Annotated in this window: 28 protein-coding genes, 2 tRNA genes and 1 pseudogene; 24 read left to right on the top strand and 7 right to left on the bottom strand. The window is 58.4% G+C overall.

Annotation, left to right across the window (positions count from 1 at the left end; all coding sequences use genetic code 11):
* Positions 1-245: transposase (locus tag JV241A_RS23710; protein WP_166675746.1), on the top strand; the 245-nt coding region annotated here is incomplete at its 5' end.
* Between the two features lie 98 nt (positions 246-343).
* On the opposite strand, the gene JV241A_RS23715 is transcribed toward JV241A_RS23710, so the two are convergent.
* Complete coding sequence (locus JV241A_RS23715; RefSeq protein ID WP_115084911.1) at positions 344-2005, bottom strand: OFA family MFS transporter; 1662 nt, start codon at positions 2003-2005, stop codon at positions 344-346.
* Between the two features lie 338 nt (positions 2006-2343).
* On the opposite strand from JV241A_RS23715, the gene JV241A_RS23720 reads away from it, so the two are divergent.
* The 5 genes from JV241A_RS23720 (at position 2344) to JV241A_RS23740 (ending at position 6613) form a co-directional block, all read left to right on the top strand.
* Positions 2344-4590 (top strand): AsmA family protein, encoded by a 2247-nt coding sequence (locus JV241A_RS23720; protein ID WP_134064755.1) that lies wholly within the window; start codon positions 2344-2346, stop codon positions 4588-4590.
* On the top strand, positions 4587-5654 hold the full coding sequence (mutY, locus tag JV241A_RS23725; RefSeq protein ID WP_115084909.1) for an A/G-specific adenine glycosylase: 1068 nt from the start codon (positions 4587-4589) through the stop codon (positions 5652-5654). Before JV241A_RS23720 ends, mutY begins: the two co-directional genes overlap by 4 nt.
* Positions 5651-5923: an oxidative damage protection protein gene (locus JV241A_RS23730; RefSeq protein ID WP_115084908.1), complete on the top strand. Its 273-nt coding sequence runs from the start codon at positions 5651-5653 to the stop codon at positions 5921-5923. Before mutY ends, JV241A_RS23730 begins: the two co-directional genes overlap by 4 nt.
* A gap of 91 nt (positions 5924-6014) precedes the next feature.
* A tRNA-Phe gene (locus tag JV241A_RS23735) sits at positions 6015-6090 on the top strand.
* Positions 6091-6208: 118 nt separating this feature from the next.
* Positions 6209-6613 carry a hypothetical protein gene (locus JV241A_RS23740; RefSeq protein WP_134064757.1) on the top strand — a complete coding sequence of 135 codons (405 nt, stop codon included), beginning with the start codon at positions 6209-6211 and terminating at the stop codon, positions 6611-6613.
* On the opposite strand, the gene JV241A_RS23745 is transcribed toward JV241A_RS23740, so the two are convergent.
* On the bottom strand, positions 6610-7146 hold the full coding sequence (locus tag JV241A_RS23745; RefSeq protein ID WP_134064759.1) for a TetR/AcrR family transcriptional regulator: 537 nt from the start codon (positions 7144-7146) through the stop codon (positions 6610-6612). The two genes, JV241A_RS23740 and JV241A_RS23745, sit on opposite strands and share 4 nt — an antisense overlap.
* Positions 7147-7254: 108 nt before the next feature.
* On the opposite strand from JV241A_RS23745, the gene JV241A_RS23750 reads away from it, so the two are divergent.
* From JV241A_RS23750 to JV241A_RS23760, 3 genes are all read left to right on the top strand, one after another.
* A complete protein-coding gene (locus JV241A_RS23750) occupies positions 7255-7743 on the top strand; it encodes an HPP family protein (RefSeq protein WP_038998287.1) in 489 nt (162 codons plus the stop codon).
* Between the two features lie 98 nt (positions 7744-7841).
* Positions 7842-8885, top strand: coding sequence for a polyphosphate kinase 2 (ppk2, locus tag JV241A_RS23755; protein ID WP_134064761.1), 1044 nt, complete (start codon positions 7842-7844; stop codon positions 8883-8885).
* Between the two features lie 91 nt (positions 8886-8976).
* Positions 8977-9414, top strand: coding sequence for a hypothetical protein (locus JV241A_RS23760; RefSeq protein WP_038998284.1), 438 nt, complete (start codon positions 8977-8979; stop codon positions 9412-9414).
* A 211-nt stretch (positions 9415-9625) separates the two neighbouring features.
* Here the strand turns inward: JV241A_RS23760 and gabP are convergent, their stop codons facing one another.
* Positions 9626-11020 carry a GABA permease gene (gene gabP, locus JV241A_RS23765; protein ID WP_134064763.1) on the bottom strand — a complete coding sequence of 465 codons (1395 nt, stop codon included), beginning with the start codon at positions 11018-11020 and terminating at the stop codon, positions 9626-9628.
* 609 nt (positions 11021-11629) lie between these two features.
* On the opposite strand from gabP, the gene JV241A_RS23770 reads away from it, so the two are divergent.
* The 5 genes from JV241A_RS23770 to JV241A_RS23790 are packed head-to-tail and all read left to right on the top strand — an operon-like array spanning position 11630 to position 15883.
* Positions 11630-12403, top strand: coding sequence for an ABC transporter ATP-binding protein (locus tag JV241A_RS23770; protein ID WP_038998282.1), 774 nt, complete (start codon positions 11630-11632; stop codon positions 12401-12403).
* Between the two features lie 13 nt (positions 12404-12416).
* Positions 12417-13178, top strand: coding sequence for an ABC transporter substrate-binding protein (locus tag JV241A_RS23775; protein WP_038998280.1), 762 nt, complete (start codon positions 12417-12419; stop codon positions 13176-13178).
* Between the two features lie 57 nt (positions 13179-13235).
* The gene (locus JV241A_RS23780; RefSeq protein WP_038998279.1) at positions 13236-13931 is read left to right on the top strand and encodes an ABC transporter permease; all 696 of its coding nucleotides are present in this window, start codon (positions 13236-13238) and stop codon (positions 13929-13931) included.
* Positions 13928-14617, top strand: coding sequence for an ABC transporter permease (locus tag JV241A_RS23785; protein ID WP_115084905.1), 690 nt, complete (start codon positions 13928-13930; stop codon positions 14615-14617). The genes JV241A_RS23780 and JV241A_RS23785 overlap by 4 nt, the downstream gene beginning before the upstream one ends.
* Before the next feature lie 45 nt (positions 14618-14662).
* Positions 14663-15883: a methyltransferase gene (locus tag JV241A_RS23790; RefSeq protein ID WP_134064765.1), complete on the top strand. Its 1221-nt coding sequence runs from the start codon at positions 14663-14665 to the stop codon at positions 15881-15883.
* A gap of 230 nt (positions 15884-16113) precedes the next feature.
* Here the strand turns inward: JV241A_RS23790 and mdtI are convergent, their stop codons facing one another.
* Complete coding sequence (mdtI, locus tag JV241A_RS23795; protein ID WP_038998274.1) at positions 16114-16443, bottom strand: multidrug/spermidine efflux SMR transporter subunit MdtI; 330 nt, start codon at positions 16441-16443, stop codon at positions 16114-16116.
* Complete coding sequence (locus tag JV241A_RS23800; RefSeq protein WP_038998273.1) at positions 16437-16796, bottom strand: multidrug/spermidine efflux SMR transporter subunit MdtJ; 360 nt, start codon at positions 16794-16796, stop codon at positions 16437-16439. Before JV241A_RS23800 ends, mdtI begins: the two co-directional genes overlap by 7 nt.
* Before the next feature lie 541 nt (positions 16797-17337).
* On the opposite strand from JV241A_RS23800, the gene JV241A_RS23805 reads away from it, so the two are divergent.
* From JV241A_RS23805 to JV241A_RS27755, 9 genes and pseudogenes are all read left to right on the top strand, one after another.
* Positions 17338-17916, top strand: coding sequence for a hypothetical protein (locus JV241A_RS23805; protein ID WP_010221300.1), 579 nt, complete (start codon positions 17338-17340; stop codon positions 17914-17916).
* 9 nt (positions 17917-17925) lie between these two features.
* Positions 17926-18132 carry a helix-turn-helix transcriptional regulator gene (locus JV241A_RS23810; RefSeq protein WP_010221299.1) on the top strand — a complete coding sequence of 69 codons (207 nt, stop codon included), beginning with the start codon at positions 17926-17928 and terminating at the stop codon, positions 18130-18132.
* An 18-nt stretch (positions 18133-18150) separates the two neighbouring features.
* Complete coding sequence (locus JV241A_RS23815) at positions 18151-18531, top strand: hypothetical protein (protein ID WP_115084903.1); 381 nt, start codon at positions 18151-18153, stop codon at positions 18529-18531.
* Positions 18532-18555: 24 nt separating this feature from the next.
* Entirely contained in the window at positions 18556-18762 is a 207-nt protein-coding gene (locus JV241A_RS23820; RefSeq protein WP_134064767.1) for a hypothetical protein, read from the top strand.
* A gap of 24 nt (positions 18763-18786) precedes the next feature.
* On the top strand, positions 18787-19053 hold the full coding sequence (locus tag JV241A_RS23825) for a hypothetical protein (protein WP_115084901.1): 267 nt from the start codon (positions 18787-18789) through the stop codon (positions 19051-19053).
* Between the two features lie 97 nt (positions 19054-19150).
* A tRNA-Thr gene (locus JV241A_RS23830) sits at positions 19151-19226 on the top strand.
* 162 nt (positions 19227-19388) lie between these two features.
* On the top strand, positions 19389-20708 hold the full coding sequence (locus JV241A_RS23835; RefSeq protein WP_134064769.1) for an integrase arm-type DNA-binding domain-containing protein: 1320 nt from the start codon (positions 19389-19391) through the stop codon (positions 20706-20708).
* Positions 20709-21637: 929 nt separating this feature from the next.
* Positions 21638-22617, top strand: a pseudogene (locus tag JV241A_RS23845) (integrase domain-containing protein).
* Positions 22614-22895 (top strand): hypothetical protein, encoded by a 282-nt coding sequence (locus JV241A_RS27755; protein WP_134064771.1) that lies wholly within the window; start codon positions 22614-22616, stop codon positions 22893-22895. Before JV241A_RS23845 ends, JV241A_RS27755 begins: the two are co-directional and overlap by 4 nt.
* Here the strand turns inward: JV241A_RS27755 and JV241A_RS23855 are convergent.
* The gene (locus JV241A_RS23855; protein ID WP_134064773.1) at positions 22869-24386 is read right to left on the bottom strand and encodes a HEPN domain-containing protein; all 1518 of its coding nucleotides are present in this window, start codon (positions 24384-24386) and stop codon (positions 22869-22871) included. The two genes, JV241A_RS27755 and JV241A_RS23855, sit on opposite strands and share 27 nt — an antisense overlap.
* A gap of 155 nt (positions 24387-24541) precedes the next feature.
* Positions 24542-26131: a DUF6119 family protein gene (locus tag JV241A_RS23860; protein WP_134064775.1), complete on the bottom strand. Its 1590-nt coding sequence runs from the start codon at positions 26129-26131 to the stop codon at positions 24542-24544.
* Positions 26132-26586: 455 nt separating this feature from the next.
* On the opposite strand from JV241A_RS23860, the gene JV241A_RS23865 reads away from it, so the two are divergent.
* A complete protein-coding gene (locus tag JV241A_RS23865; protein WP_134064777.1) occupies positions 26587-26925 on the top strand; it encodes a hypothetical protein in 339 nt (112 codons plus the stop codon).
* Positions 26926-26938: the final 13 nt, after the last annotated feature.

A 26938-nucleotide genomic window follows, 5' to 3' on the forward strand; every position in this document is an offset into this window, starting at 1 on the left:
ACGATAGTGGTAGCCATCGAGGGCACCGCCAGATATGGGGTGGTCGGGCCCATGTAAGGCGAGTGCTGTACATGTCGAGCTGGATCATCATCCGTCACAACACAGAATTTAAAGCACGCTACGAAGCACTTCGGGCACGTGGCAAGTGCGCCAAGGTGGCACTCGTAGCTTGCATGCGGGTGCTGATTGTCAGGCTGAATGCAATGCTGCGGGACAATACCCCTTGGCGAGAGCAAACAGCCTGATCAAGACAGTTGCTCCCACAGACAGTTGCTCCCACAAGGGTCAGTGCATGAAGATCTTGTGGGAGCCGGCCTTGCCGGCGATGGCCTGCGCAGCAGGCCTAATTGAACAACACCGCCGTCTTCTGCAGCGTCACCCAGATCCCCCAGGCCAGCGGCACCACAACCACCAGCCAGGCCGCCAGCACCAGCGGCCTGCTGGCCGGATCAGCCTGCCACTCCAGCGCGCGCTCGCTGGCGCTGCCCTGGTCATGGCTCAGGGCCCGCTCGGCAGCAAGCTCGGCATCGGTCATGAAGTACTTGTCGGCCACCGGCCGTACCAGCGCATTGCAGACAAAGCCCAGCACCAGCAACCCGGCGAGGATGTACAGGGTGATGTCATAGGCCGCCGCCCGCGGCACGCCCAGTTCCAGCTGGTACTCGCGCAGGTAGGTGATCAGCACCGGCCCCAGCACCCCGGCTGCGGCCCAGGCGGTCAGCAGGCGACCGTGAATGGCGCCGACCATCTGCGTGCCGAACAGGTCGGCCAGGTACGCCGGCACCGTCGCAAAGCCACCGCCATACATCGACAGGATGATGCAGAACGCCGCCACGAACAGGGCGATGTTGCCCAGATGGCCCATGTTCGGCACCAGCGCATACAGGGCCACGCCCAGGGCGAAGAAGGCGAAATAGGTGTTCTTGCGCCCGATATAGTCGGAGAACGACGCCCAGAAGAAGCGCCCGCCAATGTTGAACAGGCTGAGCAAGCCGGTAAAACCTGCTGCAATCGCCGCGATCTGGCCCAGTTGCGCAGTGTTGAGCTGACTGAAGCCCAGGTCATTGCCCAGCAACTTGCCGGCAAAGACTTCCTGCAACAGCGGCGAGGCCATGCCGAGAATGCCGATACCCGCCGACACGTTCAGGCACAAAACCAGCCAGATCAGCACAAACTGCGGAGTTTTCCATGCCACACTGACGTGCACATGACGATGAGTGATCATCGCGTTGTTGGCTTTTTTCAGCGGTGCGGACCAGCCTCCAGGTTTCCAGCCGGTGGGCGGCACGCGATAGGCCAGGGCGCCGCCGAGCATGAACACGAAGTAGATCAGCGCCATCACCACGAAGCTCTGCCAGACGCCGACGTCGCCGGGAGTGGCAAAGTGGTTCATCAAGGCTGCCGCCAGCGGCGCACCGACCATGGCGCCGCCGCCAAAGCCCATGATCGCCATGCCGGTAGCCATGCCGCGTTTGTCCGGGAACCACTTGATCAGGGTCGAGACCGGCGAAATGTAACCAAGCCCCAGGCCGATACCGCCAATCACCCCGGAGCCCAGCCACATCAGCCACAGCTGGTGGGTATAGACGCCGAGAGCGGAAATCAACAGGCCGCCGCACCAGCACAGGGTCGATACCACCCCGGCCTTGCGCGGCCCGGCGTGTTCCAGCCAGCCGCCCCAGATGGCCGCCGAACAGCCGAGGAAGACGAAGAACAACGTGTAGATCCAGCTGAGCATCGAGATCGGCCAGTCACACCCGGTGGTAAACATGCGCATCAGGAAGTTGGTTTCTTCCGAGCAGACAACCGGCGCACTGATACCGATGGCCTGCGACAGCGGCAACCAGAACACCGAAAAACCGTAGGCCATGCCGATGCACAGGTGAATGGCCAGGGCCGCTGGCGGCACCAGCCACCGGTTGAAGCCCGGACGGGCGATGATCCGCTCCTTGGACAGGAAACCGGGCGCGCTCGCTATGGCGCCGGCCGTGATGCTGCTGCTCATTGTTGTGTTCCCCTCGTAGGTATGAAGCGCTCACCACCCTCGACCTTGGCCCTCTGGCAACTGGTCGTTTTTATTGGCGAACGGCCCTTTTGCGCGACAAATAGCCGCAGCAGGGCCTGAGAGCGGCGAGAGAGTAGCATTTGCCGTGGCCACTGAGCGCAAACTGATACCGTCGTTTGTTCAACAACTGATCTCCCCGGCAAGGAACTGTCAGGCCCTCTGCTGTCGAATCCGACACCTTTGCAGGACTAAACCTTCGCCCCATATCACCCAGCGGTGATAACCGCAGCGCTATACTCTGCGGCTGAATTTAGAAATCGGACTACAAGGACTCGCCCATGAAAGCGTTCGGCAAAATCCTGGGGCTGGTGCTTCTCGGGTTGTTGCTGATCATTGTGGCTCTGGGCTTCGCCCTGACCCACCTCTTCGATCCCAACGACTACAAAGACGAGATTCGCCAGCTGGCACGCGACAAGGCCCACGTCGAGCTGACGCTCAATGGCGACATCGGCTGGAGCCTGTTCCCGTGGCTGGGCCTTGAGCTGCATGAAGCCAGCATCGCCACCCTGAACAACCCGAAAGTGCCGTTTGCCGACCTGCAGATGCTCGGCCTGTCGGTACGCGTGCTGCCCTTGCTGCGCCGTGAAGTGCAGATGAGCGACGTGCGCGTCGAGGGCCTGAACCTGACCCTGAGCCGCGACGAAAAAGGCCACGGCAACTGGGAAGACATCGGCAAGCCCCTGCCTGCCGCTACCCCGGCCCCGGCCGAAGGCGCCGGCACCACGCCTGCCGACGCCGCCGCACAAGCCAGCACCGACAGCGCCAGCGAGCGCCCGATCAAGCTCGACATCGACAGCCTGACCGTCAATAACGCCCGCGTGCAGTACAACGATGCCCGCAGCGGCCAGAGCTTCGGCGCCGAAAGCATCCAGCTGAGCACCGGCGCGGTGCATGAAGGGGTGAACATCCCGCTGAAGATGACCGCCTTCCTCAGCTCCGGCCAGCCGGTGATCAAGGCGCGCACCGAGCTTAACGGCGAACTGCGCTTCGATCGGCGGCTCAAGCGCTACCAGTTCGAAGACATGAAGCTCAGCGGCGAAGCCTCGGGCGAACCGCTGCAAGGCAAGACCATGACCTTCGCCGCCCAGGGCCAGTTGCTGGTTGATCTGGCAGCCAACGTCGCCGAATGGAACGGCCTCAAGCTCTCGGCCAACCAGTTGCGCGCCCTTGGCGAGCTGAACCTGCGCGACCTCGACAAAACGCCACAGCTGAGCGGCGGCCTGTCGATTGCCCAGTTCGACCTGCGCAACTTCCTCGACAGCATCGGCCACCCGCTGCCGGTTTCGGCCGACCCCAGCACCCTGAGCAAGGTCGAGCTGGTCACCCGTTTGCAAGGCACACCGAACAGCCTGGCCCTGGAAGACCTGGCGATTAAACTCGACGACAGCACCTTCAGCGGTCGCCTGGCCGTCGAAGACTTCGCCAAGCAAGCCCTGCGCGTGCAGCTCAAGGCCGACAAGTTCGACGCCGACCGCTACCTGCTGGCCAAAAGCGATGCGGCCAAAGGCGCCAAGGCCGCGCGCCAGGCCGAAGTGCAGAGCAAAGAAGCTGGCGCCCTGGCCGGTGCCGGCACCACGCCGCTGCCCGACGCGCCAACCCAGGTGGCCTGGAGCAACGACAAACTGCTGCCGGTTGATCGCCTGCGCAAAGTCGACCTGCAAGCCGATCTGACTTTTGCTCAGCTGACCCTGGACAAGCTGCCGATCGCAAACGCCCACCTCAAGGCCCAGGGCCAGGGTGGCCTGATCACTCTGGAAACCCTGCGCGGTGGCCTGTACAACGGCGACTTCGAAAGCAAGGGCACCCTCGACGTGCGTCCGGCAGTGCCGCAGATCGGCCTCAACACCCGCATCAACCGGGTACCGGTCGAGCACTTCATCAAGAGCGAAACCGGCACTGCACCGGTCAAGGGCCTGCTGACCCTGAACAGCGACCTGACCGCCACCGGCAACAGCCAGAAGGCCCTGGTCGACACCCTCAACGGCAACGCCAGCTTCGTCATCAACGACGGCATCCTGGTCAACGCCAACCTCGAGCAGCAGCTGTGCCAGGCCATCGCCACCCTCAACCGCAAGACGCTGAGCGGCGAACCACGCGGCAAGGACACCCCGTTCCAGGAGCTCAAGGGCAGCCTGGTAATGCGTAACGGCGTAGCCAGCAACCCTGACCTCAAGGCGCGGATTCCCGGCCTGACCGTCAATGGCCAGGGCGATCTCGACCTGCGCGTGCTGGGCATGGACTACCGCATTGGCGTGATCGTCGAAGGCGACAAGCGCGATATGCCCGACCCGGCCTGCCAGGTGGGCGAGCGCTATGTCGGCCTCGAACTGCCGCTGCGCTGCCGCGGCCCGCTGGAGCTGGGTGCCAAGGCCTGCCGCCTGGATAAAGACGGCCTGGGCAAGGTCGCGGCCAAGCTTGCCGGCGACAAGGTCAGCGAAAAACTCAGCGAGAAGATCGACGAGAAACTCGGTGACAAGGTCAGCCCGGAGCTCAAGGACGCACTCAAGGGGTTGTTCAAGCGATGAGCCCCGAGCAGTTTTCCAGCGCCGTGCTGGAGTGGTACGACCGTAACGGTCGCCACGACCTGCCCTGGCAACAGGGCATCACCCCGTATCGGGTGTGGGTTTCGGAGATCATGCTGCAGCAGACCCAGGTGAGCACCGTGCTCAACTACTTCGACCGTTTCATGCAAGCGCTGCCGACGGTCCAGGCCCTGGCCGAAGCCCCCGAGGACGAAGTGCTGCACCTGTGGACGGGCCTGGGTTACTACACCCGGGCGCGCAACCTGCAAAAGACCGCGAAGATCGTCGTCGAGCAATACGGTGGCGAGTTCCCCCGCGATGTCGAGAAGCTCACCGACCTGCCGGGCATCGGCCTGTCCACCGCCGGCGCCATTGCCAGCATCAGCATGGGCCTGCGCGCACCGATCCTCGACGGCAACGTCAAGCGCGTGCTGGCCCGCTATACCGCGCAAGAGGGTTACCCCGGCGAGCCGAAAGTGGCCAAGATGCTGTGGGCCAACGCCGAGCGCTATACCCCGCACAGCCGGGTAAATCACTACACCCAGGCGATGATGGACCTGGGCGCCACCCTGTGCACCCGCAGCAAGCCCAGTTGCCTGCTGTGCCCGCTCAAGGTCGGTTGCGAGGCGCACCTGCTCGGCCAGGAAATCCGCTACCCGGTGCCCAAGCCGCGCAAGGAGCTGCCGCAAAAGCGCACGCTGATGCCGCTGCTGGCCAACCACGAAGGCGCCATCCTGCTTTACCGGCGGCCTTCCAGCGGCCTCTGGGGCGGGCTGTGGAGCCTGCCGGAGCTGGACAACCTCGAACAGATCGACGACCTGGCCGACCAGCACGGCCTGAGCCTGGCCGGCAGCCAGGCGCTGGACGGCCTGACCCACACCTTCAGCCATTTCCAGCTGACCATCGAACCCTGGCTGGTGCGCGTCGATACCGCCACCGACCACGTGGCCGAGGCCGACTGGCTCTGGTATAACCTCGCCACCCCGCCGCGCCTGGGCCTTGCCGCCCCGGTGAAAAAACTGCTTAAACGCGCGGCCGACGTATTGCTTACAGGAGAGTCGCGATGACCCGCACCGTAATGTGCCGCAAGTACCATAAAGAAATGCCTGGCCTGGATCGTGCCCCCTACCCGGGCGCCAAGGGCCAGGACATCTTCGAGAACATCTCGCAGCAAGCTTGGGCCGACTGGCAGAAAGAACAGACCATGCTGATCAACGAGAAGCGCCTGAACATGATGAACGCCGAGGACCGCAAATTCCTCCAGGGCGAGATGGACAAGTTCTTCTCCGGTCAGGATTACGAGAAGGCCGAAGGCTACGTTCCACCTAGCGAATAACCCCGGAAAATCGTAAGCGACGGAATTAATTTAAAAAATTTTCAAAAAGTCGTTGACGTAAATCCGAAAAACCCTTTTAATGCGCCCCGTTGCCCAGATAGCTCAGTCGGTAGAGCAGGGGATTGAAAATCCCCGTGTCGGCGGTTCGATTCCGTCTCTGGGCACCACTAATACCGAAAAGCCCCAAGCGAAGTGATTCCTTGGGGCTTTTTTCATGCCTGCGATTTATCAGCGAACGCAGGCTTTCTCGCGCACGGAAATGCCGCGAGCACATCGGAGCCAGGGATGAAATCGATTGCCGTTGTCGTCGCCATACTTCTGAGCCTGACCGGCTGTGTCGGCGCCACCGTCGTGCTGCCGGAAAAACAGACCTATCCCACCTCGGCCCATCGCATCCTGCGCCTGAAGAACATCACCCCCAAGGTTAGCAAATCGGAGAAATCCGACGTCACCCGCGAATGGTGCGGCGTCACCCTCTGGGCAGTGGTCGTGCCGGTGCCTTTGCTACTGCCGGTGTGCAGGACCTACAGCGAAGTGGCCTACGGCCCGGACATCGATGGCGACCAGGTCGTGCTGTTCAACGCCAGGCAGACCATCAGCTCGCCCATGTACGCCTGCGGCCCGATGATGATCCTCGCGCCGATCATCCATGGTTACGAAGGCAATCAGATCTGCGGGATGCTGCGCTAGGCCAGCGCAGCCACCATCGACCGCGCCGCCTCGAACAGCGGCACCTGCATCCCGCCGACCTGCGACGCCACGATCAACCCCTCGCCGATCAGAAACAGCTGCCCCGCCGCAGCCGGCTGCTTGCACCCAGCCTCCCGGCAGGCCTGTTCAAGTGCGGCCATGACCTTGTGCTTGTGCAACCTGGCCAGCACATGGGGCGGTTCGGCCGACCCGGTGTATTCGGCTGACGCGTTGATGAAGGCACAACCGTGGAAGTCTTCAGAGCGCGCCCAGGCCTCAATAAAGTCGATATAGGCCAACGGCCGCGCTTTTGCCTCAACGGCCGCCAGAGCGCTTTCCAGGCGCGCCATGAAATCGTGATCGCGCCGCTCCAGTGCTGCCTCGATCAACAGCTCCTTGCTGGGGAAATGCCGGTACAGGGTCTTCTTGGTTACCCCGGCCTCCTGGCTCAACTGCTCGACCCCGGTGCCGTGGTAACCCTGGCGGTAGAACAGTTGCAGCGCCGACTCGGCGATTTTCTCGGACGTACTCATGCCACACCTTCGATCAGGACAATTACGAGCAGTGTATACCGATCGGTTGACTTGCAGGTAAACCGATCGGTATCCTCGGCGCAAATTGCCCACCTGGAGACTGTGCCCATGCCGTTCAAATCCAAGGCGCCCGCCGCCCCCTCCCTGCACTTCAGCCTGTTGTCACTGATTGGCGCGGCCCTGGCGATCGGCGCCACCGGCTGGCTCAGCCAGGTGTCCGGTGCCTTGTGGTTGATGGCGCCGTTTGGCGCCAGCTGCGTGCTGGCCTTCGGCATGCCCGACTCGCCGCTGGCGCAGCCGCGCAACATCATCGGCGGGCACGTGATTGCCACCCTGGTGGGCCTGGCAGTGCTGCATACCCTCGGCGACAGCTGGTGGAGCGCAGCCCTGGCCGTCGGCCTGGCGCTGGCCGCCATGCAGCAGACCCGCACCCTGCACGCGCCAGCCGGGGCCAACCCGCTGGTAGTGATCGCCAGCCATGCACCACTGAGCTTCGTGGTGACCCCGGTGCTTGCAGGCTCGCTGGTGATCGTCGCCGTGGCCTGGTGCCTGAACAATGCGCGCCAGGCCAACAGCTATCCGAAATACTGGTACTGATGGCGCTATGCCAAGGGCTGTTGACCACCGTCAATATGCCCCTGGCCTGCCCCGATAAAATGCTCTGAGGATATTAGAAGGAACCAACAGGCCTCCCCATGAGCGAAGAATCCACTGCCCTGCCCCTGCCCTCACCTACCACTGAAACATCTGCGAGCACCAGCCCAAGCCCGGCACGCAAAGTTGCCAGCACCCGCCCACGCCGTCCACGTACCCCACGCAAGCCTGCAGCAAGCGCCGCTGCCGAAGCCGAAATCAGCGCCATCAGCCAACAACCAGCCGCTTTGAAAGTCGCCTCGGCGCCACGTGGCTCCAACGAAGACAGCGCCTCGGCCAAGCTGCCGGCCAGCTATCCGTACCGCAACCGCATGCGCCGCGCCGAGTACGAAAAGGCCAAGCATGAACTGCAGATCGAGTTGCTCAAGGTGCAAAGCTGGGTCAAGGAAACCGGCCAGCGCATCGTCGTGCTGTTCGAGGGCCGTGACGCCGCCGGCAAGGGCGGCACCATCAAGCGCTTCATGGAGCACCTGAACCCGCGCGGCGCGCGAATCGTCGCCCTGGAGAAGCCTTCCGAGCAGGAGAAAGGCCAGTGGTACTTCCAGCGCTATGTCCAGCACCTGCCCACGGCCGGTGAAATGGTCTTCTTCGACCGCTCCTGGTACAACCGCGCCGGGGTCGAGCGGGTCATGGACTTCTGCTCGCCGCTGCAATACCTGGAGTTCATGCGCCAGGCGCCGGAGCTCGAGCGCATGTTGTGCAACAGCGGCATCCTGTTGTTCAAGTACTGGTTCTCGGTGAACCGCGAAGAGCAGTTGCGCCGTTTCATCTCCCGTCGCGACGACCCGCTCAAGCACTGGAAGCTGTCGCCGATCGACATCAAGTCGCTGGACAAGTGGGACGAATACACCGCCGCCAAGGAGGCGATGTTCTTCCACACCGACACCGCCGATGCCCCGTGGACGGTAATCAAGTCCGACGACAAGAAGCGCGCGCGGATCAACTGCATCCGCCACTTCCTGCACTCGCTGGACTACCCCGGCAAGGACCTGAGCGTCGCCCACCAGCCTGACCCGCTACTGGTAGACCGCGCCGCGCGTGTGCTGGAAGAGGAAGACCGCGGCGAGCTGACCCAACCGGCCTGAGCGTGCTCCAGGCCGTCGGCGGCACTTGGGTTTCCCGGCCAACTGCGATTCAATACGCAGAATTTATCCGGCTCAGCACAAGGGTTCACCGATGGCCTCCAGCAGCAAACAACAGAAACGCGCCAAGCGCGCCGCCAGCAAGGCTCGCGAGAACCGCATGGTGCGTAGCGGCCAGGCGGTCAAGAGCTCGGGCGAAAGCTCCAGCGCCAGCGTCGAGCAGGTATTCAACAAGGCGATGGAATCGGGCAGCTATACCGCCCTGTTCGAAAAAATGAAGCAAGCCCAGGACACCGGCCTGGTCGCGCTGATCTCGGTGTTCCTGGTCGACCCGCTGCTGACCCTGGTGCTCAAGGGCCACAAGGAAGAACATGCCACCGACTACATCGTCATGGTCTTCAGTGCCTACCGCAAATGGCTGGACGGCGCCGACGAGGCCACTTCCATGGCCTGGCTCGAGAGCGACGAGTTCCAGGAAGCCTACATTGCAGCTTCCGAAGCGGTGTCCAAACAGCAGAAGAAGTTCGGCTGACAGCTTGCCTGGCTCCTGATCCCCTCAATGGCGATAGCCGGATGGGGCTGCGCTGCAGCCCATCGCCGGCAAGACCGGCTCCCACCACAGTCCCTGTGGGAGCTGGCTTGCCAGCGATGGGGCCAACCAGAACACCACACCACTTCCTGCTTGAACAAAAAAGGCCGCGATCCTCACAGATCGCGGCCTTTGTCATTGCACCCGCATCACATCAGTTGTTCAGCACCGCCCGCCCGGCCGCCTCGGTCTTGCGCTTGCGCGCCACCAGCAGCCCGGCGGCGACCACGGCAATCGACAACAAGCCGGTCGCGACGATCTCGATACGATGATCCGGACGGATCAGCATCACCGTCAGAATGCCGACAATGAAAGCGATCGTCGCCCAGGTCAGCCCCGGGAACAGCCACATCTTGAAGGCGATCTTCTCACCGCGCTGCATACGCTGACGGCGCATGCGCAGTTGCGACACGGCAATCACCAGGTACACCAGCAAGGCGATGGCGCCGGAGCTGGCCAGCAGGAACTCGAACACCTGGGCAGGCGCCAGGTAGTTGGCGATCACGGTGAGGAACGCCGCCGCAGTCGACAGCACCACCGCCACATACGGGGTCCCGCTGGAGGTGGTGCGCTGGGCCATGGCCGGCGCATCGCCACGCTTGCTCAGGGAGAAGAGCATCCGCGAGGAGGTGTACAGCGCCGAGTTCAGGCAACTGGTCACGGCGATCAGCACGACGATGTCGACGATCAACTTGGCGTTGGGGATGCCCATCAGGTTGAGCACGGTCTGGTACGAGCCGACTTCGGCCAGGTCACTGTTGGTCCACGGCACCAGGGCCACGACCACGAAGATCGACACGAGGTAGAACAGGAAGATCCGCCAGATCACCGAGTTGGTGGCCTTGGTGATCTGCTTGCCCGGGTCTTTCGACTCGGCGGCAGCGATGGTGACGATCTCGGTACCCATGAACGAGAACATGGTGGTGAGCATTGCCGCCAGCACCGCGCCCATGCCGTTGGGCATGAAGCCCTGGGTGTCGAACAGGTGGCTGACGCCGCTGACCTGGCTGTTGGGCAGCAGGCCGAAGATCGCGGCAACACCAAGGATGATGAAGCCGATGATCGCCACCACCTTGAGCAACGCGAACCAGAACTCGAATTCACCGTAGTTCTTCACACTGAACAGGTTGGTCGCAGTCAGCAGCAAGGTGATCACCAGGGTAAACACCCAGATGCCGATATCGGGAAACCAGGCATGCAGGATGGTCGCCGCGGCGTTGGCCTCAAGCGGAATCACCAGCACCCAGAACCACCAGTACAGCCAGCCGATGGTAAAGCCGGCCCAGTGGCCGATGGCTTTGTCGGCGTACGTCGAAAACGAACCGGTATCCGGCGAGGCGACGGCCATCTCGGCCAGCATGCGCATCACCAGCACCACCAGGGTTCCGGCCGCGGCATAGGCCAGCAACACCGCAGGGCCGGCTTCGGCGATGGCCTGGCCGGAGCCGACGAACAGGCCGGCGCCGATGACACCGGCAATCGACAGCATGGTCACATGCCGCTGTTTGAGCCCCTGAGCGAGGTCGTTGGAATTGTGCGTACCGCTCATAAAACTACCTTTGCGAGAAATGGCGTTCTGATCCTGCTACTCGAGTCGCACTCTTCAAAAAGAGTGCTACATCCTGTTGCCGATCGATAACGCAATTACCGCGCCAGGCTGATGACCGTTCGTTCGAAAATTCTCACAGCCCCGTTTAACAAGGCTTACAGGTCTTTCGGCCAAGACTTGACCGAAAGCCCCTGGAAAACCGGCGGAATTGGCCAATTACTGAAATACCCACTTACAAATACCCTAGGTGCACCACAATCCGTCACCGGTAACACCTCATGCACTTCCTACGAACACAAAGGTACAACCCCGAGGTACAACCAAAGCCGTAAATAAAGGCCCGAACCTGTGCACAAGGTCAGAAACGACTTCCCAGAAACGGCCAAAACTGGCACCATCGCGCCTTTTTTCATCAAGGCTCCGGCCCTGGAAACGAGGGTAGGCGGACATCTGCGCGACAGTCCACTGCAGCGATGCGACACCCGCCCTCCCACCAACCGATTGCCTCTCCCGACGTTATTGGCTGTCTTCGGACCGCTATGCTAGCTTGGCGCCTCGCCAGGAAGGCCGCTAACAGCAGGAGCGCACCAGAACACATGAGGACCGCACATGGCTGAGGCCACGCCCGCGCTGGAAATCCGCAACCTGCACAAACGCTACGGCGACCAGGAAATCCTCAAGGGAATTTCGCTGACCGCGCGTGATGGCGACGTGATCTCGATCCTGGGATCCTCCGGCTCCGGCAAGTCCACTCTGCTGCGCTGCATCAACCTGCTGGAAAACCCGCACCAGGGCCAGATTCTGGTGGCTGGCGAAGAGCTCAGGCTCAAGGCGGCAAAAAACGGCGAACTGGTCGCCGCCGACAACAAGCAGATCAATCGCCTGCGCAGCGAGATCGGCTTCGTCTTCCAGAATTTCAACCTGTGGCCGCACATGAGCATCCTCGACAACATCATCGAGGCGCCGCGCCGGGTGCTGGGCCAGAGCAAGGCCGAGGCCATCGAGCATGCCGAAGCGCTGCTGAACAAGGTCGGTATCCACAACAAGCGTCACAGCTACCCGGCCGAACTGTCCGGTGGTCAGCAACAGCGTGCGGCCATCGCCCGCACCCTGGCAATGAAGCCCAAAGTCATTCTGTTCGATGAGCCGACTTCGGCCCTGGACCCGGAAATGGTCCAGGAAGTGCTCAACGTTATCCGTGCCCTCGCCGAAGAAGGCCGTACCATGCTACTGGTTACCCACGAAATGGGCTTTGCCCGCCAGGTGTCCAGCGAAGTCGTCTTCCTGCACCAGGGGCTGGTCGAAGAGCAAGGAACGCCGCAGCAGGTTTTCGAAAACCCGACCTCGGCGCGTTGTAAACAATTCATGTCCAGCAACCGCTAACGGAGCAACACGCATGCAGACCTATAAGAAATTCCTCCTGGCCGCTGCCGCCACGCTGGTGTTCTCGGCCAATGCCATGGCTGCCGAGAAACTGAAAATGGGCATCGAGGCGGCCTACCCGCCGTTCAACAACAAGGATGCCAGCGGCCAGGTGGTCGGCTTCGACAAAGACATCGGCGACGCCCTGTGCGCCAAGATGAAGGTCGAGTGTGAAGTCGTGGTCTCCGACTGGGACGGTATCATTCCAGCCCTGAACGCGAAGAAGTCCGACTTCATCGTCTCGTCCCTGTCGATTACCGACGAGCGCAAGCAGGCCGTGGACTTCACCGACCCGTACTACTCGAACAAGCAGCAGTTCATTGCCCCGAAGAACGTCGACTTCAAGACCGATGATGCTTCGCTCGCAGGCAAGACACTGGGCACCCAGCGCGCAACCCAGGCCGCCATCTGGCTGGACGATCACGGCGGCATGGACGGCAAGTTCAAAGTCAGCCTGTACGACACCCAGGAAAACGCCTACCTGGACCTGACTTCTGGCCGCGTCGATGCCCTGCTGGCTGACAAATACGCCAACTACGACTGGCTCAAGTCCGACGCCGGTAAAAACTACGAGTTCAAAGGCGAGCCGGTGAACGAAAGCGACAAGGTCGGTATCGCCGTGCGCAAAGGTGACAATGAACTGCGCAACAAGCTGAACGCCGCTCTGAAGGAAATTGTTGCCGACGGCACCTACGAGAAGATCAACAACAAATACTTCCCGTTCAGCATCTATTGATTCGCCCCGACCGGCATTGCCCTGGAGGCGATGCCGGTCCCTTGAACAAACCTGCCCATGAATATTGATCTCTACGGATTCGGTCCGGCCTTGTTGGCCGGGACGCTGATGACCGTCAAACTCGCGTTGTCGGCCCTGTTTCTGGGGCTGGTACTGGGACTGCTTGGTGCCCTGGCCAAGACCTCGCCGTACAAACCCCTGCAATGGCTGGGTGGCTTCTACTCCACGCTGGTTCGCGGCGTGCCCGAACTGCTCTGGGTGTTGTTGATTTACTTCGGCACCGTCAGCCTGATGAACCGGCTTGGCGAACTTCTGAATATTCCTGGCCTGGAGCTCAATGCCTTCGCTGCAGGTGTCATTGCCCTGGGCCTGTGCTTCGGCGCCTATGCCACGGAAGTGTTCCGTGGTGCGATCCTGGCCATTCCCAAGGGTCACCGTGAAGCCGGCCTGGCCCTCGGCCTGTCCAAAGGGCGGATCTTCTCCAAGCTGATCCTGCCGCAAATGTGGCGGATCGCGCTGCCGGGGCTGGGCAACCTGTTCATGATCCTGATGAAAGATACCGCGCTGGTCTCGGTGATCGGCCTGGAAGAAATCATGCGTCACTCGCAAATCGCCGTGACCGTGAGCAAGCAGCCCTTCACCTTCTACATGGTCGCCGCCATCATCTACCTGGGCCTGACCGTCCTTGCCATGACCGGCATGCACTTCATGGAAAAACGCGCCGCTCGCGGCTTCGTGAGGGCCAATCAATGAACTGGGAAGTCATCATCAAGTGGCTGCCACGCTTGGCCCAAGGTGCCACGCTGACGCTGGAGCTGGTAGCCATCGCGGTCATTGCCGGCCTGATCCTCGCCATTCCACTGGGCATCGCCCGCTCCTCGCGGCACTGGTACGTGCGCGCCCTGCCGTACGGTTACATTTTCTTCTTCCGTGGCACACCGCTGCTGGTTCAGCTGTTCCTGGTGTACTACGGGCTGGCCCAGTTCGATGCCGTGCGTAACAGCGCCTTGTGGCCGTATCTGCGCGATCCGTTCTGGTGCACGGTGCTGACCATGACCTTGCACACTGCCGCCTACATCGCAGAAATCCTGCGTGGCGCGCTGCAGGCCATCCCCCGTGGCGAAATTGAAGCGGCGCGGGCCCTGGGCATGTCCCGGGCCAAGGCGATGATCTACATCATGCTGCCACGCGCAGCGCGCATCGGCCTGCCGGCCTACAGCAACGAAGTGATCCTGATGCTCAAGGCCAGCGCCCTGGCCAGTACCGTCACCCTGCTGGAGCTGACCGGCATGGCGCGGACCATCATCGCCCGCACCTACCTGCCGGTAGAGATCTTCTTCGCTGCGGGCCTGTTCTACCTGCTGATTTCCTTCCTGCTGGTGCAAGCCTTCAAGCAGCTGGAGCGCTGGCTGCGCGTCGACGCCTGCCAGGGTCGATAAACCTGTATAACGGGGCTGATCTCAGCCCCGTTTTCGTATCCGCTCATGACCACTGCCTTTCCTCTTTCCGGTGACCAACTGCTCAGCCGCTTCCAGGCGCTGGATGGTTTTCTACGCGAGCACCAGGCACTCTGGCGGCCACGGCCTTTCACCCAGCTGGAACTGCCGTGGGAAGCCGAGCACCCGGCCCTTGCCCACTGGTTGCGCGAGCGTTCGTTGAGCGAGGCTGAGGCGGCGCACAATCACCCCGAGCAGCTAGACGCCCCCGCACCTTTTCCACAACTGGCGCGCCGGGCGGCAGAGCTGTCTGCCATCGGTGAGTTATCCACCGTTGCTCTGCCCGCGGCAGGCCCTCGTCTGAATGTCGATGTGCCGGGGCGCAAATGGCAGCAGATCGAAGCCTTCGCCAGCCATCTGGGCTTTATCCACAACCCGCGACACTGGCTGGACTGGTGCGCAGGTAAGGGCCATCTGGGCCGACGCTTGTTGCAGCCGCACAGCCAGCAACTGACCTGCCTGGAATTCGACCCGGCGCTGGTCGAAGCCGGTATCGCCCTCAGCCAGCATCATCAGCTGCCCGCCGAACACCGCCTGCAGGATGTACTGGCCAATGACGCCGCCTTGCAACTGAATGCCGAGCACACGGCAGTCGCCCTGCACGCCTGTGGCGACCTGCATGTACGCCTGATGCAACTGGCCAGCCAGCAGGGCTGCCGCCAACTGGCCATCGCACCGTGCTGCTACAACCGCATCCAGGCGCCGCAGTACCAGCCGTTATCCACAGCCGCCAAGGCTTCTGGCTTGCAGTTGTCGATCGAAGATCTTGGCTTGCCGCTCAGCGAAACGGTTACCGCTGGTGCGCGCGTGCGCCGCCAGCGTGACCAATCCATGGCCAGGCGCCTGGGTTTCGATCTGTGGCAACGTCAGGTGCGTGGGGTGGATGAGTACCTGCCAACGCCTTCGCTACCGGTCAGTTGGCTGCACAAGCCGTTCGCCGACTACTGCCGGGGCCTTGCTGAACTCAAAGAGTTGCAGGCAGGTGCCGAGCCCGATTGGCCCGCGCTGGAAGCCGCCGGCTGGCAGCGCCTGGCCCAGGTGCGCAACCTGGAATTGCTGCGCAATCTGTTCCGCCGCCCGCTGGAATTGTGGCTGGTGCTGGATCGCGCACTGTTCCTGCAGGAACAGTCCTATCAGGTACAGCTCGGGGTGTTTTGTGAACAGCCTCTCACGCCACGCAACCTGATGCTGTTGGCCGAACGTCAGTAAAGGTGCTCAGCCTGTGGATAAGTCTGTGCGCAACCTTGCGTCGAACCCCTGCAAATTCGTGGATCCAAGCGCTTTCACAGGCTGGTCATTTTTTGTTCACCGATTAATCGCCAGCAAAAACAGCCATTTGCGCAAAGACCAACGGCGGGCGTTGGTCCGATGCAATGCGCACCTGCTTGGCATGCGGCTTGTGCATAAGCCTTCGCGCGAATAGCGCTAAGCAGGCTGAATCAGGCCAGTTTCAACAGGCTCATGCCCACCAGCAACAGCGCCAGCCCCAACCAGCCACGGCCCACCAGGCGTTGACCAAACAACGCCCAGCCCATGGCCACGGTGGCGAGGATGCCGAAGCCACCCCAGATGGCATAAGCCAGCGACAGTTCGATATCTCGCACAGCCTGAGCCAGTGCGGTAAAGGCGGCCAGCACACAGAGAATCGAGGCAATGCCCAGGCCGCGCTTTTTGAAACCGTCGGAATACTTGAGCAGCAGGTTGGCGATCACTTCCAGCACGATCGCCAGGCCCAGCCAGGCGAAGGGAATCCAGTTCATGCTCAGCATGGCAGGGCCTCCATGTTGCGCGGGGCAGGTGCGGCGCGGGTACCCGACTTGATCAGCAGGATACCGGCGATCATCACACCCAGGCCGGCGGCCTTGAGCAGGCCCAGGCTCTCGCCCAGCCAGGTGACGCTGATCAGGGTAATCAGGACGATACCGATGCCTTCCCACAGGGCGTAGGCCACGCCCACCGGCACGCGTTTTACCGCCAGTGCCAGGAAGAAGTACGACAGGCCGATCATCAGGTACATCAACCCGTGACCAAGAATCGGGAAATGACTGGCGGCGAATTTCATCGACGCGGTACCGATCACCTCAGCGGTGATGGCGATAAACAGATAGATCCAGGAACGCATGATGCCCTCCCACGGGCGACACAAGCCGAGCGAAATCGCGCTGACGGCTGCAGACAAAAAGAGAAACGAGGCTGTTTGTCGGGGGAGGCGCTAGAGGTCGCCGGTCCAGTGACGTTCACGGGAAACCAGGCGGGAGGTGAGGAGCGGAAACGCTTTAGTGTTCAACATAATGAACAACAAATTAGCTCAAGGCATCGTTAAAGTCAAATCGATAGAAAATGACTAATTAATTTTCGCGTCTTTCAGTCCGTATTTAGGTGAAAGCCCTTAAAGGTTACAGAAAGGTTCGTAAATTATATTACCCGGCCATTTTGGGGCTGCTGCGCACCCCATCGCCGGCAAGGCCAGCTCCCACAATAGTGGTGCATCGGCCTGTGTGGGAGCTGGCCTTGCCAGCGATCCAGCCACCGCGCAGCCTCTGACACCCCTCTCCTGCCCTCGTGTCAAAACGCCGCACCCCTACCAAAATCACAATTAATTATTGTAATACGATAATTTTTCACAAATAATGCACCCCGCTCAACTAGCACGGAGGGAAACCATGAACAGTAAGACAGTGGCTTACGCGAGATCGCGTCTGCGAGTGATCGGTGCATTCGCCGCGGTACTCGCCTGGGGTACAGGGATCGTCGAGTTCGGCGGCAACGTACTATTGTGGGTGTTCGAAAAAGCCCAGGTGCAAGGCGCCTACCTGCAAAGCTTTGGTGAAAACATGCCGCTGCTGCTGGCCCCGGACTACCAGCCTTCGCACCTGGCCCTGGGCCTGGTGATCGGCCTGGAACTGATCCCCGCCAGCCTCTCGGCTTTTGCCTTGTACCTGACCGGCTTGTTCTTCCTGCGCCTGTCGCGGGGCGAAACCTGGACGACGCAAAACATCAAGATGCTCTGGTGGGTGGGCTTGCTGTGCATCGGCTTGCCGATGGTCTGGCCGATGATCGGCACCTTGCAGGGCCTGGCGTTCTCCATCGACCTGCCCAAAGGCGAGAGAAGCTTCAGCGTATCGATCGGTGTATCATCCCAGGCGGTTTACGAGATCATGAAAGGCATCTTCCTGTGCGCCTTCTCACTCCTCATGCGTGACGCCAAAACCATCAGCGATGAACACAACTGTTATGTCTAGCTTGCCCCTATGCCGATAATTATTCGACTCGATGTAGTCATGGCCAAGAACAAGATCCGCTCCAAGGATCTGGCCGAGATTATCGGTATTACGGAGGCGAACCTGTCGTTGCTGAAAAACGGCAAGATCAAGGGTTTCAAGATGGAAACCCTCGAGAAGCTCTGTCGCGCGTTGAACTGCCAGCCAGGTGACCTGCTGGAGTTCAGCGAGGAATGAACAAGGAACTGGCAACTCGTGAGCAATTCACTCAAATGGCGCGCTGCGCTAGTGCTGGCCGTCGGCCTGCTCGGCGGCTGCGGCCCCAGCTACACCTATAGATACTCCCCACCGCCAAGCATGGCGGGCATGAACTGCATCAACTCCTGCTCGATGGAACGCAACCACTGCAAACAGATGGCGCGCCTGCAGGAGAACAGCGATCAGGCCCTGTACCAGGCCAACTACAGAAGCTACCAGCTTTGCCAGGCCGGCAAGAGCAAAAAGGAAGCGCGCAAAAGCTGCTACTACCCCAGCTACCCGTTCAACAGCGGCTCTAGCTACTCGTGCGGCAGCGACTACGACAGCTGCTACCAGTCCTGCGGCGGCACCATCCACCGCATCCTCAACAAAGACTGACGCCTCGAATAAACGGAATTGACTGTGGATATCATCAGATCCATCGCCCTGCTTGCGTCCGCGTTTTACCTCAGCGGCTGCGCCTTCATGTCCGACTGGCAAGTCCCGCCACCCCGGTCCGACTGGCAAGTGCCGCCCATGCAGATGTACGGCACCCAGAGCTTCCCCGGGCCGGACTTCAGCAGAGACCACCACGCCATCCAGCGCTACCTCGACACACACAAACACTGACACTTCGACCAAACGGAATTGCCTGTGGCTATTATCAGATCCTTCCTCCTGCTGGCGTGCGCGTTTTACTTGAGCGGCTGCACCACCGGCGACTACGCCCCGATGTCTGGCTGGGAAATCCCGCAGATGCAGATATACGGCGACAAGGGCTACACGGGCCCGGCCTACAGCTGCAAGAAAAAGCACGGCTGCCGAGAGCACTGTAAAAAGCACGATTGCCGCTACAAACCGCTGATATTCGACCCCACCAAAGCCGAACCCAGCGCCACCACAATGCACCGCGGCTGGTAACAAAACACCTCGCGATAGCCGCTGAAACCGGGCATCGCGAGGAATGTTGCAGAAGTAGTTTACAGACGCAAACTGATCGCTATAATGACGCCCCTGTGCCGGTATAGCTCAGATGGTAGAGCAACTGACTTGTAATCAGTAGGTCCCGGGTTCGATTCCTGGTGCCGGCACCATATTAGGTTCCATAGAAAGCTTCAAAATCTCTGGAACCCCCGAAAAACCCGCCTTCTGGCGGGTTTTTTCGTTTTGGCGTTCCGTCGGATTCCGAGGGTAGCCAGCGCTAATAAGGGTAGTTTTAAGGATAGAGATCCGTTTCGATATCGGAGACTACCCTTATGGCCCGCACCACTGCCCCGCTTACAGACACCACTTGTCGCACGGCGAAGCCCAGAGAGCGCGAGTACAAGCTCTTCGACGGCAACGGTCTCTACCTCCTTGTGCAACCCAACGGCCGCAAAGGCTGGCGGCTCAGGTACGTGAAACCCGATGGCCGCGAAGGCCTGACCGCCCTCGGCAGCTACCCGGTGGTCGGGCTGGGCGACGCACGCCGCAAGCGCTTCGAGATCAAGCAGCAGCTCGCCAACGGCATAGACCCCATCCTGTACAAGCAACAAGCCAAAGTCCAGGCCGTGATCAACGGGCGAACCTTCGAAAGCGTTGCGCTCGACTGGCATGCGAGCATGGTGCCTAAGTGGGCGCCCGGCCACGCCAAGACTGTACTCAGCCGGCTGAAGACACACGTATTCCCTTTGCTCGGTGCCAGAGCAATCGTTGAGCTGGACACCCACGACCTCATGCAGCCACTGGAAGCCGTGACGAAGCGCGGCACCATCGACGTGGCGCTCAGGATCAAGAACTACCTGCAAAGCATCATGCGCGAAGCCAAACGGCTTCGGCTGATCACGGCGAACCCGGCTCACGACCTCGATGGCTCGATCAAGACACCACGGGTAACTCACCGACCCGCACTACCCCTATCGCGACTCCCAGAGCTACTGGCATGCATCGAGGACTACAGAGGTCGCCCGCTCACGCGCCTCACGGTGATGCTGTCGTTGCATGTATTCGTACGCTCCAGTGAACTGCGCTTCGCCCGTTGGAACGAGTTCGACCTCAATCGCGGCATCTGGGAGATCCCCGACACCCGACCGGCGCTGGACGGCGTGCCCTTTTCCACAAGGGGCACAAAGATGGCCGGTGACATTCACGTTGTACCCTTATCGCCGCAAGCAGTTACCTTGCTTGAGCAAATCCACACGATCACCGGCAAGTTCGGCCTGGTGTTCGCGGGGGATGCCAAACCGTGGAAACCGATGTCCGAGAACACGGTGAATGCCGCGCTCAGGACGATGGGCTACGACACTAAGGTGGATATCTGCGGCCATGGGTTCCGGGCCATGGCGTGCAGTGCGCTGGTCGAGTCCGGGCTGTGGTCGGAGACGGCTATCGAGCGGCAGATGAGCCACAAGGAACGCAACAACGTGCGGGCCGCTTATACCCACAAGGCCGAGTTCCTCGAAGAACGCCGGATGATCATGACCTGGTGGAGTCGGTTTCTAGAGGCGAACCGCGAGGACCATGTAGCACCGCATGAGTTTGCCAAGCAGACGGGCGAGAACGTCACGCGCCTTCGCAGTGCCAAGAGGACCGAGTAGCCCGCCGCACCACCACCTCAGACTCGCTGTGAAGTTACCCACAGCACCGCATGAAGCTCCTCCGCGCGGGTCCTTCCAAACGGGGCTGCAAAGCCGCCCCGTTTGAAAGGACCATACCTAAGAAGAAACTGCTGGCACAGCGTACGTCTGTGGAAAACCACTGATGTCCACCGGGGGATAGTTTTATCCACAGGCGCTAAATCCCTGAAATCGCTTTGCTTGACGAATATTGTCCACAGGCGTAGACCGGGAGTCGCAAGAGCTGTCGATGACAGCACCCCAGGTGACCCCAACCTTAAAGGTCACGCCGCTCCCGCGGTGGTTCTCCCCAAGTACGATTCGCATCCGGCAGCTCGTACGGTCACTACCCATGTGATGGATGCTCTTACACATATGGCGCTCGTGCGCCAGATACTCCGTACCTCGCTGTCCTGCAGCAAACTATCCGCTTGGCCGAATCCTGCGCCAACCTGTGCCCGTCTCTTTCTTCTGGAAAGAGACGGGCACTTCTACCACTGCTGCAGCCCTGATCGCACATGGCTTTGCGGCAATCCCCCTCGTGACAATCGGCGTGACAAACGCGGATGTCACCAGCAACAGCGCTGTAGATGATGGTGCCGCAGACCAAGGAATGGACTGCACCTGACTGACAGTCAGGCATGCCTCGGTCATCGCATTGCTGCTTGCACGTGGCTCAGGATCTCGCTGCACTGGTCTCGTCAACCAATGCAGCCTCCACCCGCCCACCGGTAACGGTGCTCAGGAGGTCAGATCATGAGATGCCCTTGCTCCCGGTTGTAAGGAGCCACCATTCCCGCGTTAGTGGACACCCCCACAGGCTGCAGGGGCCTTGATCCCTGATAACACTCAGCATTCTTGGCGGGATGACGTGGGGCAAGGATTGGAGAGCGGAAGATGAGGTGACCGACATGGCATTGGTGGGTAGACGCGATGGGCGTAACTTCGGCTACGGCAGGCAGTTGAGCTACGCGGGGCCGCAAGCGCTGAAGGACATGTTCGGCGGAGGCCACTACGGCACGGTCAAGGCGCACTGTGATCGGTGGCAGGCATTCGTGAAATGGTGCCGCTCCGAACAAGGGCCCGATATCAATGATGCGCGGCAGATTGATCGGAAAGTGTTGGCCGGCTATGCGGCGTATCTGCGTGACCTGGTTGGGTGCGGCGATCTCGCCGTAAGCACCGCACAAAACCGCCTATCCAGCGTTAATAGGACCATGGCGGCGCTGCGCGGTGATCAGTGCGTGAAATTGCCCAGCCCCAGCAAGACATTGGGTATGCAGCGTAGCGGGATTCGCGACTCTGTGCCGCAGGGCCAAGACCGCCAACAGGTTAAGCAGATCGTCGATGCGCTTTGCAGTCATCATCAGCTACGGGCCGCCGCGATTGTTCTGTTGGCGCGAGCCACCGGCATGCGCTTGCGCGAGGCCATCTTGGCGGATCTGCCACGACTAAGCCGCGAGGCTAACAACCTAGGCAGGATTAACATTCAAGACGGCACCAAAGGCGGCCGCGCCGGTACCTCGGCGCCACGTTGGATTGCCGTGGACGACCATGTTCGAAGTGCACTTGGGTTTGCGCGAAAGGTGTCGCCTGCGCGTAGCCGCCACCTTATTGCGCCAAACGAAAGCTACCTGAACGTTCTGCAGGAAGTCGTCCGACCTGCGCGGGATATCCTCCATGCCCACAACCTCAAAGGCTTTCATGAGCTACGGGCGGCGTATGCATGTGAGCGCTATGAGCAAATCACCCAATACCGCGCACCTATCAACGGCGGCCAAAGTTGCCTGGTAGATAGGAGCCTTGATCGTGAAGCCCGGAGGCAAATCAGCTATGAGCTGGGACACGGTCCTCCAATGTAGTCGCTGCCTACATTGGAGGACGGACATGAGGAAGCCATTCGACATGGAACTTTTCCTAGCTGGTGTGCTGACTGGCTCGCATGTAACACGGAAACGGCATCTACGTCAGGCAAGGATCATCCAAAAGGAAATAGCAGAACGCTGGCAGCTAGAAACCCCTTGGGCTTGGCAAAGAAAACATGTCGAATGGTTTTTAGTTCATCGCCTCACTCAACACAGTAAGGCGACAAAATATTATTATTTTTTGACGGTACGAGTACTCATTCGCCGCTTAGAGAAATCATGGAAATTCAAGCAAATTCTTTAAGCGATTAACATTTTCTAAATAATTATTTGCATACAATCCAAATGGATGTGTCATTGATGTTTCTTTCTCGATCCAGGCCTTCAAATCCCATCCAAGATCCAGTAGATCAGATGCAGCGAAAACGAACTCCAGAGTATCAGTAAGGAAGGCAAACTCCGTGAAGTTACTTTCATAGTCAAATGAACCCTTGCTGCCATGCACATAGTGATTACGTGACAAAACCGCATGATTACATGGCAAGTACAAATCTGGAAATCTTTCTCCAACCGCCGCAATTACTTTTTCAGCTCGGTGATATATTTTATCGCGCAAACTTGCCTTTCCAACTCTCCCTAAGCTCGATAGAACAGACTGCCTAGCGAAGCTATCCGGCAACTCTTTGAATATATCACGGCATTTTTTCACTGCATCTTTGAGCAAAGCATCTGCTTCCTTTACTTTAGGCGCATGGCTCTCAGGCAACAAGTCAAACATATTGGCAGCACCAACTATACGATTGATACTATAGCTGTCAAAGAAAGCAGTCGCGAATCGTGTCCTGGGGTGGCTCATGCTCCCAGTACTATTGATCCAACCTGTCATTACTTTGGAAAATTCTTCGGGATGTCGTTCTGGAGACAAAAGGGCGTCGCCGAGACTGATCTTTGAATCACCTTCAACTCGTTCGTTGCACAGGCTCCAATATAAGCGTGCACAACTAGGAATATCAGGCGCCGGGTCCGTTGAGCGATGGGTGAGTTCGAGCTCAATCCAGCGATAACGCTGACGGTGTCCAAGGATAAGCTCAAACAAACTGTGCAAGCTTATAAGTGTATCAATCGCTATGCCGAGCGTCTTAGCTTCTTTAAATTCGATATTAACAGTGACTTCATTGCTTATTCCGATTCCGGCAGCACTTCCCATGTTATGAGAAGTCCTATTCGTCAATGATATTTTGCCAACATCCGATTGACCAGCTAATATTTCCCATGCGCCGCTGAAATACAGAAGATGCGGATAATCACCAATCTGAGGGTCAAATTCGAGTTTTGCCCACCCATAAGTTTCTCCTATTTGCTCCTGACGCTTGTGATCGCTCGCAAGGAGCTGGCGAACGTCTTCTACGTCTGGGTGTAACGCCTTGAAAGTTTTGTGACCGCTTAAAAGACGATCGACGTTCTCGAAATGGTAGCGAACTGCCTGAATGACGGGCTCACCAGAGCGAATGAACTCTTCACCGACAGCGATATAGTGTGGAAAGAAAATGCTTTCACACTGCGAGTTGTCATCGAACCTAAATTTCTTCTTACCATTCAGTACACAATCCAGAAGCGAGACCTTTTTACCATCGTTCATCACCCCATGAATATCTGTATATTCGGCCTCGGGACACTCCCAGAATTTCTGCCCGACAAGTTTCAGGTTACTGTTCGCCCCCGCAACCTTTAGAAGCCCGGCAAACTGGCTATCAGTTGAAAGAAAAATTCCATTGTACTGTTCGTGCGTATGCATAAGGAGTCACCAGCAGTCAGCTATAAAGGAACCAGGTAGCCATGATTACCAAAAAGGCACTTTGTAAGTACAAGATAGGCAATGAAGCAATTGTGGGCATGTCCAAAATCTAAAATGTGCATCACTTATAAAAACAGCCAGCCACACCTTGAAACTTAGATAACATGCTTCGATATGTATATCTTTGGCTTAAGCCCGAACCCCTTGACAAGCTTGTGCCATGACTCCACAGCTAGAAGAAACTGAATGGAATTGTAGTCAGTGATCTTTTCTATATCTCCCTCAAATACAAACCACAACGAAGCCGTTTTTATTGACTTGTCAAATTTTATCGTCTTCCTTTTGATCAGCTCTATGGAATCTTTGGACTGCTCGATATTGTAGATCAATTCAGAGTTGGTCTCAGAAATCTTTACAGAAATGATCTCACCTGACTTATATATATCAGCGACCTCAACCCGGTACTGGTTTTTCTTTTTCTTTAGCGACTGTATCAGAGTCAACTGCCTATCAAGCAATACGAACCCACGCTCAGCACATACTTTCTGGTTAAAATATGCTTCCCGATAGGTTAGCTTATCATCGACTGGCTCGTTGGCAGCGATTTTTCGTTCTTTCTCGGCTTTCCAGCGCTGAAAGTCTGCTTCTATTAAATCTTCTTCAACAACTATATCGATACTTTCTAAGGAGCGCTTCAGATAATCCATGAAAGTCTGATTAAATACAAACCACTCCCCGCCCTTCAGGAAGTAATCTGCTCCATCGAAGGATATCGGAAAATCAAGTAGTTCTTTAAGCGGCTTAGTAAAAGCCCCAGAATCCTCGCTCTTAAACTGGACAGAGATCTCATTAATGTTTGTAATCTCTGCATGGCCTTGAATAAAGCCTGAGACACTAGCAATGTCTAGCGTATTCCCTAAGCTCTTGCGGAATATATCACCCTCAGTTTTTGCTGAAATTCGATAGTCGTAGTCATGGAAACTAAAGCATATTGCAACCCCGTGAACTTGGAACTCCTGAATGGCGACTCCCCCCTCACCACGCTTCAAACTCTCAAACGCTACAGAATCCAGCTCGCCGCTCAACTCCTCTGTCACAGCCTCCAATTTTGGCAAGTGTATGATTTTATCATCCTGGTAACTTTTCTCAATCTGTTCAAAAATTTCTGATAATTCAAGCGGCGCCTTATCCATGTCCATTTGGATAGAGTCTGCAAAGATAATATTACGTTTGCCCCAAATATCCTTGTCTGCTGCTTTTAGCTTGAGGTGATCGACCGACTCCCCAGGCTCGTAACTATCAATCTGAAATTGCTGGTACGAAGAAACATCCTGTCTTTTTGTACCCGTAAAGTAGCGACTTTTCTTCAGCAATATTGAGTTTTCGTCTGCCATACGAATGGCCAAGTCAATACCAAAATCAAGCTGGATAAATTTAGATAGATAAAAGTGCGACTTACCCAAGCTTACCGCATAAATTGTTTCAGGTTGGGCTGTATGTTGGCAAAGCAACATCCCGAAATTGAAAATATTTTTAGGTGCTGGCAAATCATCTTTAAAGAAGGTCCGATACGTATCCCACCACCAAACGTCATTCCCCGGATTAACTTCAGAATAGTAAAATGTCTTTGAGTAAGCATTTGCAACATGAGTCTTCTGCTCAGCCAACCCCACCGCCCGGAGCTTTTCTTTGAGTTGCTCCAGCTTATGGGGTTTTACCTTGTATATATTATAAGTATTGGCCATGCCCGCCTCCTTTGGAGTATCTTCCCTAGCGAGCACCAAAGGTGCCATTTCTGAATCCCCAACGCAACATGTGCGCATGCTAGAAAATTACTGGCTCACTTTCATGGATTTTCTCAAAGCCATACAACTCCAGTCGGGTTTACTAAGCCACTTGGAGAGTGCTAATGAATAAAATATGAAATCAACGGGGTGGCTTTAGGATAGTTTTAGCGATACTAATCAGGAGGATAACTTTAAATTTCGTTGAAAATCATAATGTTAACGGCTAATCCGACTCCTGGTGCCGCACCATACGCAGTAAAAAAAGAGGCTCACCGCAAGGTGGGCTTTTTTGTTTGCGGCACTTGAATTACGAGCGCTGCGCGCTCGATCGCGGGCAAGTCCCGCTCCCACATGTATATCGCGGGATGATCCAAACTATCCTCTCAGCCACCAGAGGGAGGAGAATCATTGGTATGGAAACCTCGACCGCACAAGCCATCAAGCTGGCCATCGTCTCGGTTACCGGTCTTTCGAAAGACGCCTTGCATAGCTACTTCGGTATGGTGGTGTTCGTCGCACTTTCAGCAATCAGCAAGCGACTAAGGCCTTATCTGGCCTGGTCTTGCGTGTTAACCCTGGCCTGCGTGGGCGAGATAGTCGACGGGTGGGATGACCTGTATAGCCTGGGCTACTGGCGTTGGCAGGCGAGCCTTCATGATGTGCTGAATACTGTGTTTTGGCCGAGCGTGCTGACTCTGCTTTGGTACCTGAGGTCTCGGGCAAAGCATGGCCCGAATTTCCCAGAAAAATGATCAGCAACGCTCG

The sequence above is a fragment of the Pseudomonas sp. JV241A genome (genome assembly GCF_900275665.1).
GTDB lineage: Bacteria > Pseudomonadota > Gammaproteobacteria > Pseudomonadales > Pseudomonadaceae > Aquipseudomonas > Aquipseudomonas wadenswilerensis.

Coding starts and splice junctions, on each gene's coding strand:
- JV241A_RS23835 (WP_134064769.1), top strand. CDS start 19,389: ATGGCCCGCACCACTGCCCCGCTTACAGACACCACTTGTCGCACGGCG.
- JV241A_RS23715 (WP_115084911.1), bottom strand. CDS start 2,005: ATGAGCAGCAGCATCACGGCCGGCGCCATAGCGAGCGCGCCCGGTTTC.
- JV241A_RS23720 (WP_134064755.1), top strand. CDS start 2,344: ATGAAAGCGTTCGGCAAAATCCTGGGGCTGGTGCTTCTCGGGTTGTTG.
- JV241A_RS23745 (WP_134064759.1), bottom strand. CDS start 7,146: ATGAGTACGTCCGAGAAAATCGCCGAGTCGGCGCTGCAACTGTTCTAC.
- JV241A_RS23780 (WP_038998279.1), top strand. CDS start 13,236: ATGAATATTGATCTCTACGGATTCGGTCCGGCCTTGTTGGCCGGGACG.
- JV241A_RS23785 (WP_115084905.1), top strand. CDS start 13,928: ATGAACTGGGAAGTCATCATCAAGTGGCTGCCACGCTTGGCCCAAGGT.
- JV241A_RS23760 (WP_038998284.1), top strand. CDS start 8,977: ATGGCCTCCAGCAGCAAACAACAGAAACGCGCCAAGCGCGCCGCCAGC.
- JV241A_RS27755 (WP_134064771.1), top strand. CDS start 22,614: ATGAGGAAGCCATTCGACATGGAACTTTTCCTAGCTGGTGTGCTGACT.
- JV241A_RS23740 (WP_134064757.1), top strand. CDS start 6,209: ATGAAATCGATTGCCGTTGTCGTCGCCATACTTCTGAGCCTGACCGGC.
- JV241A_RS23730 (WP_115084908.1), top strand. CDS start 5,651: ATGACCCGCACCGTAATGTGCCGCAAGTACCATAAAGAAATGCCTGGC.
- JV241A_RS23855 (WP_134064773.1), bottom strand. CDS start 24,386: ATGCATACGCACGAACAGTACAATGGAATTTTTCTTTCAACTGATAGC.
- JV241A_RS23810 (WP_010221299.1), top strand. CDS start 17,926: ATGCCGATAATTATTCGACTCGATGTAGTCATGGCCAAGAACAAGATC.
- JV241A_RS23865 (WP_134064777.1), top strand. CDS start 26,587: ATGGAAACCTCGACCGCACAAGCCATCAAGCTGGCCATCGTCTCGGTT.
- JV241A_RS23775 (WP_038998280.1), top strand. CDS start 12,417: ATGCAGACCTATAAGAAATTCCTCCTGGCCGCTGCCGCCACGCTGGTG.
- gabP (WP_134064763.1), bottom strand. CDS start 11,020: ATGAGCGGTACGCACAATTCCAACGACCTCGCTCAGGGGCTCAAACAG.
- JV241A_RS23770 (WP_038998282.1), top strand. CDS start 11,630: ATGGCTGAGGCCACGCCCGCGCTGGAAATCCGCAACCTGCACAAACGC.
- mutY (WP_115084909.1), top strand. CDS start 4,587: ATGAGCCCCGAGCAGTTTTCCAGCGCCGTGCTGGAGTGGTACGACCGT.
- JV241A_RS23800 (WP_038998273.1), bottom strand. CDS start 16,796: ATGCGTTCCTGGATCTATCTGTTTATCGCCATCACCGCTGAGGTGATC.
- mdtI (WP_038998274.1), bottom strand. CDS start 16,443: ATGCTGAGCATGAACTGGATTCCCTTCGCCTGGCTGGGCCTGGCGATC.
- JV241A_RS23790 (WP_134064765.1), top strand. CDS start 14,663: ATGACCACTGCCTTTCCTCTTTCCGGTGACCAACTGCTCAGCCGCTTC.
- JV241A_RS23750 (WP_038998287.1), top strand. CDS start 7,255: ATGCCGTTCAAATCCAAGGCGCCCGCCGCCCCCTCCCTGCACTTCAGC.
- JV241A_RS23805 (WP_010221300.1), top strand. CDS start 17,338: ATGAACAGTAAGACAGTGGCTTACGCGAGATCGCGTCTGCGAGTGATC.
- JV241A_RS23860 (WP_134064775.1), bottom strand. CDS start 26,131: ATGGCCAATACTTATAATATATACAAGGTAAAACCCCATAAGCTGGAG.
- ppk2 (WP_134064761.1), top strand. CDS start 7,842: ATGAGCGAAGAATCCACTGCCCTGCCCCTGCCCTCACCTACCACTGAA.